Source organism: Pseudomonas sp. GW821-FHT02A08, assembly GCF_059422045.1.
Window position 1 is genome coordinate 121,000 of the sequence record NZ_JBWKWD010000009.1, and the last position, 16,747, is coordinate 137,746.

Consider the following 16,747-nt stretch of genomic DNA (forward strand, 5'->3'; position numbering starts at 1 on the left):
ACCCAGACAAGAGCGTTTGAAATCTCAAACGAATCCTAGGATCAAAGGGGGTAAAGGACAATAGGCTGTTCGAAAAAAAGAACGAAAACGACGCTTTTGCCTATTTTTTCTGATCAACGTAGCAAACGCGCGTTACAGCTTTAAAAAAACGCAGGCGATTCAGCAGCATGGACGCCCGCAGTGCATATGAGTATCATGGCGCCCGCTGCACCAGTAGCTCAGCTGGATAGAGTACTGCCCTCCGAAGGCAGGGGTCGTGGGTTCGAATCCCGCCTGGTGCACCATACGTTGTAACGAGAAAGCCTCAGGCCTTATGGGTCTGGGGCTTTTTTTGTTTCTGCGTTGCCCCCTTCGCTGACAACGACCCTGTCCTCCGGCCTGATCGGACGGCATACGGTCTTAACAAGCCGCCATTAACTGTGGCGTACCGCACGCCGAGATGGGTACCACCATCTAGCGAAGGGGGAGACTCTTAGGGGCTCAATTCGTGGAACAATTTCTCCGCCGCCTCGTCGAGAGCATCAATCTCTGAACGACTGAAATGGACCCAGTTTTCTTCCCGTGACAGTCGGTTCTCGACAATCACATAGGAGCCTGGGTCCCTCTCCAGCACCCGCATTATGTCTTGCCTGTGAAACCACCGCATATTTGCGACAAGAACGCTCTCCAGCGTCCTACGCCACCCAACAACCTCGTAAAAGCGCGGGTGCTCCGTAAGTCGCGTAAAACCACACCATAGTTCGATATTTTCACACTGCAGGTCAGATGACCTCACGTCGAAGCGACACGCCCATCGTCCAAGCAGTCCCGAAAGAACTGGTACTGCTGCGGAAGACGAAATTCGCTTTACTAAGTTGCACAGGCACTCAAAAAAGGTATCGTCGCCGAGCAAGAGGTAGCGGTGAAGAATCGGTGTTAGTCGCTCGTCGAGAAGTTGATCTGTTGCCTTAAGCCCCTCGTATCTTCCGAGAAAGGGCAACAAGAGGTCACCGTCAGACTCAAGCGCTTGGTAGAGGCGTTCCGCATCCCCCTGCGCGCCGAGACTAGCGATGAATTGAGCCCCATAGGTGCTAATCCAGGGCCATCGAAGCCGTTCGCTATGCCAGTTCATCGGCAATTCAAATCGGTTGGCAGCGGCAATGGCGGGGCGGAGCCGCTCGTGAATGGACGTGCCGCAGTTCAATGTCGAACTCTCTCTACCCACAACGTGCCCTTCGAGGGTAAACGTCATTGTTGGTGTAAAGCGGACGACGGCTGTCCGAGGGTCGTTGGCCGGATCCGCTAGAGAGATGAGTCTTTGCACCTCCTCCCGATCCAACCGCGAAAGCGCGACAGGCTGGCTTGCCTCGATCCCCACGTTGGAGGCACCGCGAAGAGCGCGCACCACCGTAGAATAGTCGAGCAGCGAGTTAGGCGCGGGCACCGAAGGCTTGCAGTCCGGCGATGCGATCACCATGCTCCCGGATTGCCGACGGCCCGCTTCGAATTCGTCGACAATCCGACCTAGTAGCGCTGCACCGCCGCAGAATGAACTGGCTAGGATGCGGCGCAGTCGCGGGCACAGATCGAGATCATTGTCCCCAACCCTGCGTCGTTCCTGCAGGCATTTGACCGCCAGCCAAGTAGAAGTCGTACTAGCCAGCACGTCTTCGATATCCTGGGCACGACCACAATGGCGAAACGCTTTAACGACTGCCGCTTGCAGAAGGGGCGTGTGAACCCTATTCAGCAATCGCTGAATACCTGCTGGCGATGGATCACTCACCAAACTCGTGTGGAGCCATTGGGCCACCTCGGATGGCGACGGCAAGTCACCGTTTTTCAGCTGTTGGCTCCACTGCTGCTCGAGAACCGAAGCGATGAACGCAATAAAGTTCGCTGTCCCGTCGGACAGTAACCCTGACACCCCAACCTGTAGCAGATGACTGATAGAAGCGTGGACTTGCAAGCTTTCGTTATGGTCGATTGTCAGGGGCGTGCTCTCCGCCAAAACCGATGGGGCGATCATTTGGAGAGCGGCGCTGAAGGGTAAGCGTCCCGCCGCCCAAATAGCCGCGCGGCGAATTACCCAATGAACCGATGAGTCCGTTGCAAGCTTAACGAGTTGCGGCGCGAAGCCTTCGTCCCTTGTCCGCATCGCGACAATGCATTGCCATAGAGCGAGTTCTGACGAGACTGACCCGCTCGCCAGATCGCTGGCTGAAGACGGGCCGCAAGCGGTGAGCGCCTGCGCGAGAAGCGCAACGTCTTTGGGGTTCTGTTCGATGACAATCTGGCGTCGGAGAATCTCCACAGCGCGCAGGGAACGTCGGCGAGCAAGCCCAAAAATCGAGACACTCCGAACCGAAGAATCTCGGTGCTCAACGCCTTGCATGAGAAGATCAGTGACAGCGGGCCATGCGGTTTCGCTAACCGCGTCTAGGCAAGACGCCAAGAACTGAGGCGGCAGCGGATCCGCCGCCGGCGACACAAGCTCGGCTTGCAGTATCGGGACACCGGCAGCAAAGGGCTGTTTTACAAATAGCAGTACAAAAAGCCTGTCCCAAAGGCTGGCCAGCGGATCTTTCGGCAAAGCTGCCAGTCGGCTCCGTAGCCCCCCAAGATCCACGTCCAAGAAAGAAAGGACTGCAAGAGCGGCGTGACGACGAGAGGGTGGCGCCAATGGGTCGAACAGAGTCCCTTCATATCGCTGAGCATCATAAGCTGTGGGCGCGAAGGCTGGCCCCAGGAGAGCGTAATCGTGAGAGACCGGACCTGGCACGAGGGGATCCACCAAAGTCTCAAACGCCGGGTGACCGATAAAGAGCAGGATCCGCCAGGCATTAGCCTTTATTTCCGATTCATCGCCAACGCTCCCGAGAATTTCGACACAAAACGGGCGCAACTGTTGACGCGCCGACCAGATGAGTGATCCCTCTGGGCCAAATGAAAGCGATCGGGTTGCGATCATCGCCGATGCCGACACTTTTCTGGGTAAAGCGGCCAGAATTTCCACCACGTCCTCGCGTCGCTCGACCGCCAACTCCACACTGTTCCAGTGAGCGTCACGACGAGTTTCGTCGTCCGTAGGACGAGCGAAGATTTCAAAGGCCAGCGCAAGCGCAGCGCGCCCACCATCGCGTAGCAAGAACGGCAACAATAGACGCTGAACGTCCGCTGGTTGCGACTTCGCGAAGCCGACAATTTCGGTTGAGGGAGATCGGCATCCTTGGCGAGAGGCGATCAAAAGCCATGTCAGGCCTTCCCGACGCTCCTTAACATTTCTCGCTTTGGCAACTGTAAACACAATAAGGTCTTTAAAACGCGAGGGGTTGAGCGTGAGTATTGCTTCAACCATCGGTCGCGCCCAATCATGGTCGCTAAAATAGCGAGAACGCTGCTGGGCCAGCAGGTCAATGAGAAGACCATCCACAGTATCTGAGGCAAGTTCCAGCAGGATAGATCGGAGGAGATAGAAATTATCGATTCGCTCGGTTCGCGCAGCGACAGCGACTACCTCTTGCGCGCTGACCAGCGCCCAGCGGGTCACATAGCTGGCAAGACTACTCCATGCTTCTCCTCGCAGGAAAGTCTCTCGGCCAAGGGAATGTGCTTCAGCAGAACGACCTGCCTTGCCGAGATGGAATATCTGCGCGGGGATATCGCCCAATCGCCCATACCAGTCTGCCAAAGCGCCGTGGGAGCTCAGGCGCACGGCTGACGCAATGCCAGACTCCAGCCCCGCACGAACGGTTTCGTGCATCTCCAGAAAGCCTTCGGCATCAGTTCGAAGGAGGCCAATTGCGACAAGCGCCTTAATGGCAGCACCGACATTTTCATCCGAAAAGGCAGCCTCCGCATCATGTCGTCGAAATGGCAGAGCGAAGCAAACAAGGCATTCCGCCGCAGACCTGACACCGGATGCGAGCTGATTAAAACGGCTCTGCTCAGCAGCTGAAACCATATCCTCAGGCGGTCTACTCGCGATGGAGAGCATTGCCTCCAAAGAGGGCTGGCGGGCCAAGGACTCAGCAAGTTGAGCATAAAGTCCGGTTGGCCGGCCAACGGTGATGCGATTGAAGATATCCCACAGCACACTGCGGTCGGCGTCGAGGTGGTAACGAACCACGAGGCTTGCGAACTCCTCCCAACGGAAGCCACGCATATTCATCACGAGGATGCCTGAACTGTCGGTCTCAACGGGGCTTAGCGCACTGAAGATACTTTGCTGACCAAACACGACGAGGCGGCAAGAGCCCGGTGTCAAGGCGCGAACAAATCGCCCCAGGTCGCGCCCGAATTGCGCATTACACGCTCCCTCGACCAGATCGAACAACAACTGTACCGGGCGGGAGAGGCCACTGCAGACCTCTGCCAAGCGGGCGATCACCGTCTCGTCGGCGGATTTGCTCTCAACAGCGAGACTGAACAGATCAGGTATTCCCCGCCGCAGAAGATGGAAGGCGACTCCGGACATCACGTCGCGAAATGCCACGTCAGCACGCACTCGGACATAAATCGGAAGGCGGCCTGGATCGTGGTCCTCCAGCGCGGCAGCCGCCTGAGCAGCTAGCGTCGTCTTGCCTGACCCGGATATCCCAATGACCTCGACCACCGTGCCTGCTCCAGGCTTGACTAGGCCATCTGTCAGATCCGGTCTCAAAATTCCAGCTACTGGAGGAATAGGTGGCTCTGTCGCAGCACTCATCTGCGGCCAAGCGCTGCGGAGCTGGACCTCGAAACCCTGCCGATCGATCGTCTCTCCCGGTCGTTTGGCAACATCGTTGATGAATGAGCGGAAATTTCCAAACAGGTTGTGTTCCACCGTCTCCGCTGATAGCCGGTATTCACGTTGTAACCGGATTTTGAAGCGCTGACCTACCTCAGCCTCAGACCCGTAGTCATCCAGAATTTCGATCCGTGTGAGAGCCTCTGGAAGATGCTGGTGAATCCAGGAAACCCGTTCTTGATAGCGACTTACGACCTCGGCGTCGGCATTTGCCGCGCTCAACCTCTGGCCGTACTCGGTAAGCAGAAGATCGCGCGCATCATTGGCGATGCTGGGCGGGTTTTTGAAACGCCATCTGAGAAGGGATTGACGCTGCTGGCGGGGAAGATCGCCCAATACCGCGGCGCGAGCCATTAGGTGGACTACCAACCAATATAATTCCGCCTCCCTATCCGCCGCCGCGCTTCCTGCTGCGACTAGACGCCGAACCTGCGGCTGCACAGCATCCCCCAAAATCCAAGCCTGCTGACTGTCCAAGGTCTTGAGTTGATTCAGGGTGTTTGGGAGGAGTTCATCCGCAACTTCAGAAAGCCGCCAAGGCTGATTTTTGGGAACACCTTGATCCGTCTCGCGCGGCTTTTTAACTTGAACGTGACGGTGACGGTCACGACCGTTCTCGATCCAAATTAAATCTAAATCGTCAGAACCTTCCGGTCGCGCCTTGGCGCCGAAGCCATGAAAGTCAAAATGATCAAACAATTGATCTAAAATGACGATCGCTTGGTAATCGAAGCCGCTAATTGCGATCCGTCCGCCTGACACGTGCTTCTCCTTTAAGTTCCGCGCGAACTATTCAGAACGTATCTTATAGCTAATCCGTTTGAGCGCGAAGAGAGTACCTAATTCTTGAGGTCCCGACCCTGCCACTTGCCCTCTTCCCTACCGGACCACGCGTCTAAAAAAATTGCTTGGGAAGTGGACTGAGTCGACAAAAAACTTAAGCGAATTCAGGGCAACTACTGGTTAGTCCGTTGCAACCGTAAAGGAAAATTTGGCGTTTCGATTTGAGTGCGCGCGCCAGCGTTAGACACTTGCTAGCTGGCCGTCGTAGATTTCTTGGATAGATCTTAAGTCTCTCTTGGCTAGTTTCTCGGATAGCAAACGACAGTGAGGGCTCTGACAATCGCTGGAACCAATCACCCAATATCCAAGGTTGCAGGAGATCAGCCTGCACGATACCCTTCCGCCGTCGCTGCCAATTCAGCGACCGGGCTTGGTAACCCGAGAGTTAAGCGCAACAGCGCCCCATTCGAATTGCAGGCGTTTTTTTTCGCCCGTAATTTTGAGTTATGGCGGCTGTGCGTGGGACGTCTTCGGGCGTGCCGGATTCCTTGACTCCCGGTTTACCAACCTGCGCACAGCTGCCACCCATTCGCTTGGTAACGAAAAAGTGGCAGTTCCTCGTCAAGGAGCAAGACCATGCGCAAGATAAATCCATACGAAAATCGGCTGATCCCTCAACGCAATTTCGAATCGCCGTTCCCCCGCACCTCCATCAGTGGAGGTGGCAAATGACTGTTTATACAGAAGCAAAAACCATCGGTTTGACTCCCTGCATCTATTGCCCGGACGAGCCGCTGTTCCATGTCAGCGGTGGCGTGCCTATTAGTAAAGCACTTGCACAAGCATCCGACCTGCTGTTCTTGGCCAAGTCGTTCGCCGAGGATGCGGCCTACTCAAAAGACACCGACCGCCACGCGTGGGCCGCACACTATCTGACTGCGATGAGTAAGGCTGTGATCGATGATGTGGTGAAAGTGCTGACGCGACCGACACAGGTTCGCCAGCAACAAGCTGCAGAATAGTGGCAACCCACCCTTGAAATGTGCCCCGAATTTTCGGGGCCTCCAAAACTGCCCGAATTAAACTGAAAGTGATTGATCGATTCGTACGTACATGGGAGATGCTGCAAATCACTTTTTTCACGCACAACCTTATGGTGTGAATGCAAATCGGGTGTTTTCCCAAGTCAGTACACATCAATGCCGGTAGCAAAGCTTGGCAAGTATTAGAACTGGCGACATTGCACGAGGCCCCCCGAAAACTGGAAAAAGCACCAGTGACCCAATTCCCACCCCACATCGATTACCCGTGCTCACCCGGATTCGTTTGATCCTGACGCATGCAGATGTCTCCCCACCACACCTGCGGTCTAAATAGTCTGGTATCCCTGCACTCCCTGCAGATGCTAAAGCGAAACGCCACAAGCGTTGCGCTGCCCCTATGATTCATTGCCTACCCTGCAAATCCCTGCCCCCCCCCCCCCCCCAGTAGGCTAGGCAGTCGATTGCGTAGGAAGACAGATGGTAAACCTGCCAGAGGTTTGTCTTTGCCGTTCTTACTGGGTCTATACGAGTCTTTTTCCGTTCCATCCATCCTACTGGGCTGCTGGGAAACTCTATGCCACTATTAGGCCACTCACTTTCCAAAGCAGCAACCTGATGGATTGAGATCAAGCGCTGTCACGCGAAAAATCCAGTTCCCCAAGGGCTAGGAGGCCAAATGTACGATCAGAGTTTCAATGCAAACTCTCTTGATCGAGAGATTCGTAAATCGGATTTTCGAAAGTATCGAGCGCTACATAATGATAGCGAGCGACAAAAGCACGTCCTCGATGCTTGCGGAAGGGGGACAACAGGATTCACCGACTTGAGCGCTTTTGCAATCAGCTCTATCCGAGGAAAAAATGTAGTTAAGATCCCAAAGTTTTCAGACGAGCTCACATTAAGAAAAATCAACGAAAACATTACAAAAATAGCAAAAATCAGGAAGGCTGATAGAGACTCAATAATTGCAAATATCGAAGTCTTACTCACCGAAGGCGTTCAATATCGTATTTATCGTTTGGACATAAAAAGCTTTTATGAGTCAGTTTCATTTTCGGAGGTTTCAAAACGAATTGAATCTGTAAAACTACTATCACTTCCAACAAAACGACACGTACTAGATATATTGCGCTGCTACCAAGCCGCCGGAAACCCTGGAATACCTCGAGGCCTATCTGTAAGTGCGACTATATCAGAACTAGTATTATCGGACTTTGATAAAAGCGTATCGAGCCATACCGAGGTATTTTTCTTTTCTCGGTATGTAGACGATATGATTTTGATCACTAGTGGGGAGGAAAATAAGCGGAAATTTGTAAAATGGATAAAATCGATCCTTCCTCAAGGACTAATCCTGAATGATAAAAAGCAATTAATTCGGGAGAGAGCTCGAGTTAAATCAGAAAAAGGGGCCGCTCCACCCGCAATTACAACTGCTGAGCCATCGATTGACTTTGAATTTCTTGGGTATCATTTTAAAGTAACCGACCACGCTCAGAATGATGGAAAAAAGCCTAGAGTGGTCGACTTGGACATTGCGCCAACAAAGGTCACAAAAATTAAAACCAGGATAATCAAAAGCCTCCTTTCATACGCCAAAAATAAAGACTTTGAACTGCTTGAGGATAGAATTTCTTTTCTATGCTCTAACTTTAGTGTAATTGACGCTGATCGAGATAGGAAAAGGCTTTCGGGCATATATCACAACTACCATCGTGTTACATTCGAAAAATCTGAGGCATTACCGCTTCTTGATAAGTACCTTACAAAAGTAATTACCTCCGGGCAAGGTAGAGCGTGTCATATATTTTTTTGCAACACGCGGGAATCACAGAGGCGAAAACTATTGCAGTGGAGTTTTCGTCGCGGGCATGAGAAAAAAATCTACGTTCACTTCTCAGACAAACGTCTCTCTGAAATCCAGCGGTGTTGGAAATATGTCTAACGCAATTACAAGGGAAAAAATCAGGAAGGATGACTTTCTCCGAATTTTGGCGACAGAAACCCTACCTTATGAAACTCCACTTATTCATTCGAATGATGGATTCCATAAAATTCTAAAAAACGATGACAAAAATGAAATACTCGTTTTTTTGGTAACCAGTATAATAAAACAGCAAAACTTAAAACCAACAATACCTTACAAATATAAAATTAGAAAAAGCACCACGGAATTACGCACTCTCGCAATAATACACCCTGCATCACAGCTAAAGTTTGTTGAGTTTTATAAAAAATATGGAAAACTAATATGCCACTTTTGCAGCGAAAGTGCGTTCTCCATCCGAGCTCCTTACAAAGTAGCCAGTACTTTTTTCTATAAAAACTCTTGGGAAAACATCAGTGAATTCAAACGCGGCGACGTCAGCACTTTAAAAACCGATCAAGTGGCCAAACACAGCAGCTCATACTTTGCATATAGAGGACATGACCGCCTATTTAAATTTTACAACTCCAGGGATTTTCTAAATATAGAAAAAGATTATGGGATATTTCTAAGCCTGGACGTCTCGAAATGCTTTGATAGCATCTACACGCACTCAATAGGATGGGCGACAAAATCCAAGGAAAACGCAAAGGAAAATTTACGCATAACAAGTACATTTGGCCAGATTTTCGACTCCCTAATGCAACAGGCCAATCATAATGAAACTAATGGAATACTGATCGGCCCAGAGGTTAGCCGGATTTTTTCAGAGATTATTTTTCAGCGCATTGACTCAACAGTTGAACAGCGACTCACAAAGCTGAAGCCACCGGCGCACAATAAAAAAGACTACACAATTAGAAGATACGTAGACGACATATTTATATTCGCAAAAACAAATGAACATGCACGACTAATAGCCGAGATTTATACAGAAGAGCTCAACAATTACAACTTACATGTTAACCGCAACAAAGTCATTCAATACTCTCGCCCGTTCTTCTCTACGAAGTCCAGGGTGATAACAGAAGCTAACGCTGCAATAAATACATTCAGCGACAACTTTCTAGATTCGCGAGACAACAATGAAAAGCTTATTCCAAAGCGAATATTTAACCCTCGCAAACTAACAAAAAGCTTCATTGACAGTATAAAAGCAATTTGCTCTAGCAATCAGGTGGACTACGATGCCGTCTCGTCTTACCTCATCTCCGCTATTACAAACCGTATTAAAAAAATAATCAACATAAAAAGCCCCGAAGAAATTGAAAACATAAGCCACTACTCAAACGCTTTAGATACATTAATTGAAGTACTATTTTTTTTCTATACAACCGCGCCATCCGTCAGTGCTTCTTACAAACTATCGACGTCGATAATATTAATTTCTCGCTTTACAAAAAAATACCTACCCACACACAACACAACTATAAACCAGCGAATCTACGAGTTAACCCTTCAACTTCTGACCGGTGATTTAATTTACTTCAAGTCCACTACGAAAAATTTCGTTTATTTGGAAGCCCTCAACATTGTTCTAGCCAGCTCAGAACTCGGTGCAGACTACATGCTGCCGCCTGCTGTTCTTAATGAATTACTTGCAAATCAGAGCTCATACTACGACCTCATGAGCTGCTTGTATTATATAAAGAGCCTCGAAATTTACGCCGAAACAAAAACCATCATAGAAAGAAAAATAGATTTCGCACTCCGTGACCTTTCAGACATATCAATCAATGCCGAAAAAGCGTGCATTTTGTTAGACTCACTTTCTTGCCCTCACTTAGATGACGAAAGAAAAGCTAAGTATATAAAACGCTTTTATAGAACCTTAGAAAAAAACGCACCTACAGACCAGCAGATTGCCGGTTTTCTAAAGAAATCCTCGTCCATGCATTGGTTTATCAACTGGACAGAAATTGATCTACTCAACATGCTTGAGAAAAAAGAGTTGAAAGAAGTTTACTAGTACCGCTTAATGGCTGCCGTGGGAGATGGTCGATATACCCTCCGCGTTCGATTTTTGAACGATTACTCGGATAAGAGGTGCTGAACACCTCCATGCTAGGTGCCTGTCCGGGAGCTCCAGTCAACACGATGGGGCACACACTAAGGGGTGAGGCCATCTTTCACTATTTCACCCGGATGCTGAAGACCACGTCTCAGTGCCCTACTCAGCAGACCATCGCCTGTATCCCTTCTTGTATCCCCCAAAAGCAAAAATATCCTTAAAAAAATACATATGAGCATGGTTAGAAGCTCGTCTGGCCAAACGTTGTAGCGAGAAAGCCTCAGGCCTTATGGGCCTGGTGCTTTTTTTGTGGGCGTATGTTCGCCGTCATGGCTGCGGTCACCCCTCTGCCCCCCGAACGTTGCACATAACGACGCGCTACCCGGCTCCTGCCTGGTACCCCCGATCCTCCCTCGCTCCAAAGTTTTCTTGGCCTTACCTTCTTGAGTTTGATTAGAATGATGGCACATTGCCTCAAATCACAATGGATTGTCCCATTCGGGATTTCTTACGCTCATAGAGATATTGGAAATGATGATGTTAAAACGCTGCCTGGTGCTTTCGATTGCTGCTGTTCTTGCTGGCTGCCAAACGTCCGGTGAGGAGTATCAAGCAGATGTATTCGACGCCAGTCAGGTAAACAGCCAGCAGGAAGCTAAAACCGTCAAAATCCTTACGATCTCGCCGAGCAAGATTAAAGTCAGCAACGAAAAGAACAAAAAAGCCGCCATGATGGCGGGCGGGGTACTGGGTCTGATCGGTGGTGCCGCACTGGGCAACACTAAAAACACTGACACGGCCATTGTTGGCGGTGTAGCCGGTGGCGCTGCAGGCGCCATGGCGGGTTCGTTGGTCAATGACACCACCCTGGTACCGGGCGTGCTGATCGGTTATTCCGAAAGCGGCAAGATCTACACGTCCGCCCAGGTGGGTCGCCCTTGTGAGTTCAAGGTTGGCGAAATCTCCCTGATGGTGATGACCACCTCCAACGAAACACGCATTCAGCCGAATGCGACCTGTCCAGAACCCAAGAAAAGCTAAGGGGTCGGACATGAAACATATAGTTCTGGGCTCCGTCCTCGCACTGCTCGCCATGCCGACATTGGCAGGCCAATTCGACAATCTGTATCAAATCGAACAGCAAACCAAACAGGCTCAAGCAAACGCTGAGGCCGAACGCCTCCGCCAGGCTGCAGCCGACCGGGCACGCGAGGAAGCTCGTAGCGCTGCTGATCGTCGGCAACGGGCAGTGGCACAGCAAGCTGCGCAGCAAAGGGCCCTTGAGCAGCGCAAGACACAAGAACTTGAACATAAGCGTGTTCAAACCCGTGAAGAAGGCTTCGAAGACGAGTTGCGCGCACTGGAGCTGGAAGAGCGCCGCCTGGCACTACAGGCCAAGCGCGCGCGCACCGCACGCGCCAACGACTACATTGATGCGGAGTTGCGTGATAGCGCGGCACGCACCGATGTGATCCAGTCTGAAGCCGACTCCGCGCGCAATGTGACCTCCGGTGCCAAGTCTCTGCTGGAAGATACCGGCAAGGCTGACGTCAACCGCTCCAGCCGCTTGTTCGGCGAGTAATCTTCCTATCGATCTTCCCCGGACCCTGGTCCGGGGCATCAGTTATCAGAGATGAATTCATATGCTGCGTTTATGCACGCTGATTGCTGCGGGACTGCTCCTGAGCGCCTGCTCCAAAGAAGACCCCAAAACCCAGGTTCCAGCTGTCGACCTGCACGGACGCCTGGTGGTGGATCAGGAGATGACGACCAGTCGTCAAGCCCAAGGCATCAATGGTGAGTATTACAAGCGCGTGCTCACCGTTAATGGCCAAGAGATGGTCTTTACCGATTTCATCAAGCAGTTTTGCACTGACGCCAACACCCGCGACGAAACCTGTCTGAAAGCCTTTCGCATCAAGAAAATCGACGATGTCAGCGGCGCAACCAAATTTCTCCCCAATGGGCTCTGATACTGGTAAGTACGGCTGACACAGCACATCAGGACTGTTGTCTGGCCCCACAAAAAAACCGCCGAAGCGGTTTTTTTCATTCTGTCGTCCAGTCGAACTCGTCGTACTCATCGTCGTCCTCGTCGTCCTCGAAAAGTTCCTCTTCAAGGTCGTCTTCAACAACGTCTTCTTCCGGCTGGTTCAGCAGAAAATCCTTGCGACTCTCGGTAATCGCTCGCCGCAGTTCTTCACCCTTTTGCGGGCAGTTGAGCATTTGGGCGATGCGGTCGATTTTTTTTGCCACGGCATCCTCCAACGCATCGGCTATGGCACTGATAGTGCGCGCTTTCGGGGGTGGATGCCAAATCCCCGGAATGCCGCGCACCTCAGTTTTCTGCAAATCCGCCGGGGCGATCAGCCTTCAGCGGTGATAGCGCCGCACCACGCTGCTGTTTTTCAGGACGTGGCCTTTGATTTTTTCCAGCAGTTGCGCACGGGTCAGGCCGGCGGGCAAGGCGTCCGGGGCGAGGTCCAGGGCGTAGATCTGGATGATGTAGTGGTGCGCGCTGTCGCCGACGGGCGGGCAAGGGCCGATGTAGCCGGTGGTTGCCTTGCTGTTGGTACCGCCGACGCCCTCGAGGCCTGGTTTGCTCCCGGCGCCGGCTGGAATCTGGTGGGTGCCGGCCTTGATGCCGTAATGCACCCAGTTATCGACGCCCTGGCCTTTCTGGCCGTCAGGGTCGTGCATGACGATGGCGTAGCTTTGGGTGGCTGCCGGGCCGGCGTTCCAGTTCAATGCCGGGGAAATGTTATGTCCGCCACAGCCCGCGGAATCGCCGGCGGCGGCGGACGTGAACAAACGGTCATCGGAGACACCCGGAATGTTCAGGGTGAAGCGCTCCTGGGCCTGCGCCGGGAACTGCACGCAAAGGGCGACTGCCAAGGACGCGAGCCAAGGGTTAATTGAGGTCAATCGGGGCATACCGGAGCACCTTGTGCGTGTTGGGCCGTCGTCGGCGTGCAAACTATAGCCGGACCGTTCACGCCGTGGCAGGGGCAATTGGCTGAACCTCGCGATAAGTACCAGACTCATAAGTGAAACGTCTGACTGGAGAGCGATCATGACTCTGCATCGCGTTGCGCGTGTCGCCAATGTGCCCGAAGACCGGGGTCTGGAAGTGCAGGTCCAGGACAGCAAGATTCTGCTGTTGCGGGCCGGCGAACAACTGCGCGCTTATCAGGCCGAATGCCCGCACGCCGGAGCCCCGCTGGCGGATGGGGCGATTTGTCATGGACGCCTGACCTGTCCGTGGCACAAGGCGCAGTTTCGAGTCGAGGATGGCGGGCTGTGTGAACCGCCGGCCCTGGACAGTCTCAAGCGCTATCCCCTTGAAGTCCGTGACGGCGATATCTGGGTCGGCGATCTGCCGATGCCGGGTGCCCACCCGCCACCGGCCGACGATCCACGAACCTTCATTATTGTCGGCGCTGGCGCGGCAGGCACGGCGGCAGCGGCGTGTTTGCGCGAGAAAGGTTTCGGCGGCCGGTTACTGTTGATCGACCGCGAAGCCGATGCCGGATACGACCGCACCGCGCTGAGCAAATACGTGATCGCCGGGGAGATGCCACTGGACGAGATCCCGCCGTTGCGTGACGAGGATTTTTACCGCGAGCAGCGGATCGAGCGCCTGCAAGGCGAAGTGGCAAGCCTGGATGCACCAAACCGGACGCTGCGCCTGACTGACGGCCAATCACTGACATACGACGCCGCGCTGCTGGCCACCGGCGGCGTGCCCAACCCGCTGACGCTGCCCGGCGCCGATCTGCCGCAAGTATTCGTCCTGCGCTCCAAAGCCCATGCGCAACAGATTCTGGACAGCGCCAGCGCCGGTCAGCGGGTGGTGATCATCGGCGACAGTTTCATTGCCATGGAGTCCGCCTCGTCCCTGCGCCAGCTTGGCCTGCACGTGACCGTGCTGGCCCGCCATGAGGTGCCGTTTGCCAAACAGTTCGGCGACACGGTCGGCAAGGCCATTCGCGCGCGGCATGAAGCCAATGGCGTCGTGTTTCATACCCGGGGCAATGCGGTACAGATCGAAGGGACGGACAAGGTCGAAGCCGTGCGCCTGGACAACGGCCAACGCTTGCCGGCCGATCTGGTGCTGGTCGGCATCGGCGTCATGCCAGCCACTGCGGCCTTTACCGGGTTGCCGAAGGAGCAGGATCACTCGCTGCGTGTCGACGGCGCAATGCGCGTGGCCGACGGCCTCTGGGCGGCTGGCGATATCGCAACGTTCCCGCTGAACAGCCAACACCTGCGCATCGAACACTGGCGGCTGGCCCAACAGCAGGCGCGGATCGCAGCGGCCAATATGCTGGGTGGTGACGAACATTACCTCGACGTGCCGTTTTTCTGGACCTGGCATTTCGGTAAAACCTACGACTACCTCGGGCACGCCGAGGCCTGGGACGAAGTGGAGTTCAAGGGCGACCCTTACGATCCGCCGTTCATCGGCCTGTTCGGAAAAAACGGCGTGGTATCGGCGGCGGTAGCCTGCGAGATGGACCGGGCCATGGCGATGCTCGCCGAGCGGATGAAACAACCCTTACCCTGGGAAGAGGCATGGCGCCTGATCCGTGACGTTCTTTAGCGATGCCGTACAGCAAAACGCCCGGCGCCTGCGCGATGCAGAGGCCGGGCGTTACCGGGTAAACGGCCGCCGTTATTCGGTGGCGCCAGTTTCCGCAAACTTGCTCATGACAAAACCGGCAAACTCTTCGACGGTCATTTTCTGGCCGTTGAAGTCCACCTGATTGTTGGCGTAATGCAAGTTGGTGACGATGTTGTTGCCGTCCAGTTTTGCCAGTTGGCTGCCGACCGCCATGCTGCTGAACATGTCCGCGGTGGCGGTGGCCTGGTCGGCAATCAGCTTGGCGTCGGTCTGACCGTCGATTTGCGACTGCACGGTGAGCACATCGACCAGCATGGGTTTGGACACTTTCAGTTTGAAGTCCAGCAACGCGATCAACTGCCTGACCAACTGATCGGTCGGCAGATCGATGGCTTGTGGCTTGGTCAGGTCGAGCACCATGTTGGCACGGCTCTCGCCGTTGGCGGTGTTGAACGACAGGTTTTCCAGGGCCACCTGCGGACCGGCCGCCAGCAGTTTTTCCAGGCTGGATTTGAGCAATGCCTCTTCGGCTTCGGTCAGTTTCAGCTCCGGTGCCGGCAGGCCCGCTGCTGTCGCTTCGGCCGCCGCACGCTCATACGGCTGCAGTTTGCTCTGGTAGACCTGCATCAACGACATCGTGGCCGGAATGTCGAGGTTCTTCACGCTCATGGCCAGCGCACCGGAACCGATGGTCTTGCCGTTCAGGGACACTTCGCCGACTTTGTAATCGGCACGCCCGGAGGCGTTGCTGCCCTTTTCTTCCGTCAGGTTTTTCATCTCGAATTTCTTGAAGTCCAGCACCGACTGCTTGACGCCAAAAGTCGATTTGCCGCTGGCCAGCTCAAGGACGTTCTCGCCGATATAGAAACCGTAGGTACTTTTGGTCAGGTTGCTGGCCAGGGTCAGGCCGTTCAGCTCAACCTGCACCGGTGCCTGGTCTTCAGAAACGGTGGTCACTTTCAGGCTGTCCATGTAGCCGCTGGCCTTGACCTTCTGCGCCTTGGCGCTGGCGTCGACGTCCATGCTCAAGCCGGAGAACTTCATGCTCGACTTGTCATCCAGCGCCATTTCCAGTGGCTGCAACTCGAAGGTGCCATTGGTAGCGTTGTCATAGCCGATGTTGACCACGCCGGTCAGTGGGGATTTGTCCTTGGCGGCGGCAAACCACTTCTCGGTAAACGGGGTCTTTTCCAGTTCGTAGTGACTGGTCGCCAGGACCGGCAGCCATTTGAGCGACATCAAGCGCGAGAACGGCAACGGACCGTGTTCGATGTGATCGACAAACAGCAACTCGACCGGCGCTTCGCCAAACATTTCGCCTTCGCCCTTGAGGCGGTAGTGCGCGGTGCTGCTGAATACATGACGCTCCAGCGACACCAGTTCCAGCGACGCGGTGCCGTTGGAACCGACCATGGCCGCTTGCAGCTCCTTGTTGGCATCGGCAATCGAGGAGTTCAACACACCTTCAAGCCTGGTGCCGGTGAACCAGGCACCGCCTGCGCTGATGGCACCGATTGCGACAACAATTCCCAGTAGCACGCCTGCTGATTTATTCATGTATGACCCGTTCAATGTCCGTTGTTGAAAGTGA

11 protein-coding genes and 1 tRNA gene are annotated in these 16,747 nt (G+C 53.6%); 8 read left to right on the top strand and 4 right to left on the bottom strand.

Annotation, left to right across the window (positions count from 1 at the left end):
* Positions 1-207 precede the first annotated feature (207 nt).
* Positions 208-284: transfer RNA gene (locus tag AC07W4_RS09390), tRNA-Arg, on the top strand.
* A 188-nt stretch (positions 285-472) separates the two neighbouring features.
* Here the strand turns inward: AC07W4_RS09390 and AC07W4_RS09395 are convergent.
* Positions 473-5,530: a HEAT repeat domain-containing protein gene (locus AC07W4_RS09395; RefSeq protein WP_495032240.1), complete on the bottom strand. Its 5,058-nt coding sequence runs from the start codon at positions 5,528-5,530 to the stop codon at positions 473-475.
* A gap of 749 nt (positions 5,531-6,279) precedes the next feature.
* Here AC07W4_RS09395 and AC07W4_RS09400 point away from each other — a divergent pair.
* From AC07W4_RS09400 to AC07W4_RS09425, 6 genes are all read left to right on the top strand, one after another.
* Positions 6,280-6,573 (top strand): DUF3077 domain-containing protein, encoded by a 294-nt coding sequence (locus tag AC07W4_RS09400; RefSeq protein WP_495032241.1) that lies wholly within the window; start codon positions 6,280-6,282, stop codon positions 6,571-6,573.
* A gap of 697 nt (positions 6,574-7,270) precedes the next feature.
* The gene (gene drt3a, locus AC07W4_RS09405) at positions 7,271-8,539 is read left to right on the top strand and encodes an antiviral reverse transcriptase Drt3a (protein ID WP_495032242.1); all 1,269 of its coding nucleotides are present in this window, start codon (positions 7,271-7,273) and stop codon (positions 8,537-8,539) included.
* Positions 8,532-10,490, top strand: a complete 1,959-nt coding sequence (drt3b, locus tag AC07W4_RS09410; protein WP_495032243.1) for an antiviral reverse transcriptase Drt3b — start codon at positions 8,532-8,534, stop codon at positions 10,488-10,490. Before drt3a ends, drt3b begins: the two co-directional genes overlap by 8 nt.
* Before the next feature lie 573 nt (positions 10,491-11,063).
* Positions 11,064-11,573 (top strand): hypothetical protein, encoded by a 510-nt coding sequence (locus AC07W4_RS09415; protein WP_008049916.1) that lies wholly within the window; start codon positions 11,064-11,066, stop codon positions 11,571-11,573.
* Positions 11,574-11,583: 10 nt separating this feature from the next.
* Positions 11,584-12,114, top strand: coding sequence for a DUF5384 family protein (locus tag AC07W4_RS09420; RefSeq protein WP_495032244.1), 531 nt, complete (start codon positions 11,584-11,586; stop codon positions 12,112-12,114).
* A gap of 61 nt (positions 12,115-12,175) precedes the next feature.
* Entirely contained in the window at positions 12,176-12,505 is a 330-nt protein-coding gene (locus AC07W4_RS09425; RefSeq protein WP_495032245.1) for a hypothetical protein, read from the top strand.
* Positions 12,506-12,581: 76 nt separating this feature from the next.
* Here the strand turns inward: AC07W4_RS09425 and AC07W4_RS09430 are convergent, their stop codons facing one another.
* Both AC07W4_RS09430 and AC07W4_RS09435 read right to left on the bottom strand, forming a co-directional pair.
* Positions 12,582-12,869, bottom strand: a complete 288-nt coding sequence (locus AC07W4_RS09430; RefSeq protein ID WP_495032246.1) for a hypothetical protein — start codon at positions 12,867-12,869, stop codon at positions 12,582-12,584.
* A gap of 36 nt (positions 12,870-12,905) precedes the next feature.
* Positions 12,906-13,466, bottom strand: coding sequence for a YbhB/YbcL family Raf kinase inhibitor-like protein (locus tag AC07W4_RS09435; RefSeq protein ID WP_495032247.1), 561 nt, complete (start codon positions 13,464-13,466; stop codon positions 12,906-12,908).
* A gap of 139 nt (positions 13,467-13,605) precedes the next feature.
* On the opposite strand from AC07W4_RS09435, the gene AC07W4_RS09440 reads away from it, so the two are divergent.
* On the top strand, positions 13,606-15,135 hold the full coding sequence (locus AC07W4_RS09440; protein WP_495032248.1) for an FAD-dependent oxidoreductase: 1,530 nt from the start codon (positions 13,606-13,608) through the stop codon (positions 15,133-15,135).
* 72 nt (positions 15,136-15,207) lie between these two features.
* Here AC07W4_RS09440 and AC07W4_RS09445 read toward each other — a convergent pair whose 3' ends face one another.
* Positions 15,208-16,713, bottom strand: coding sequence for a YdgA family protein (locus AC07W4_RS09445; protein ID WP_495032249.1), 1,506 nt, complete (start codon positions 16,711-16,713; stop codon positions 15,208-15,210).
* Positions 16,714-16,747 lie beyond the last annotated feature (34 nt).

Coding starts and splice junctions, on each gene's coding strand:
- AC07W4_RS09425 (WP_495032245.1), top strand. CDS start 12,176: ATGCTGCGTTTATGCACGCTGATTGCTGCGGGACTGCTCCTGAGCGCC.
- AC07W4_RS09440 (WP_495032248.1), top strand. CDS start 13,606: ATGACTCTGCATCGCGTTGCGCGTGTCGCCAATGTGCCCGAAGACCGG.
- AC07W4_RS09415 (WP_008049916.1), top strand. CDS start 11,064: ATGATGATGTTAAAACGCTGCCTGGTGCTTTCGATTGCTGCTGTTCTT.
- AC07W4_RS09435 (WP_495032247.1), bottom strand. CDS start 13,466: ATGCCCCGATTGACCTCAATTAACCCTTGGCTCGCGTCCTTGGCAGTC.
- AC07W4_RS09400 (WP_495032241.1), top strand. CDS start 6,280: ATGACTGTTTATACAGAAGCAAAAACCATCGGTTTGACTCCCTGCATC.
- drt3a (WP_495032242.1), top strand. CDS start 7,271: ATGTACGATCAGAGTTTCAATGCAAACTCTCTTGATCGAGAGATTCGT.
- AC07W4_RS09420 (WP_495032244.1), top strand. CDS start 11,584: ATGAAACATATAGTTCTGGGCTCCGTCCTCGCACTGCTCGCCATGCCG.
- AC07W4_RS09445 (WP_495032249.1), bottom strand. CDS start 16,713: ATGAATAAATCAGCAGGCGTGCTACTGGGAATTGTTGTCGCAATCGGT.
- drt3b (WP_495032243.1), top strand. CDS start 8,532: ATGTCTAACGCAATTACAAGGGAAAAAATCAGGAAGGATGACTTTCTC.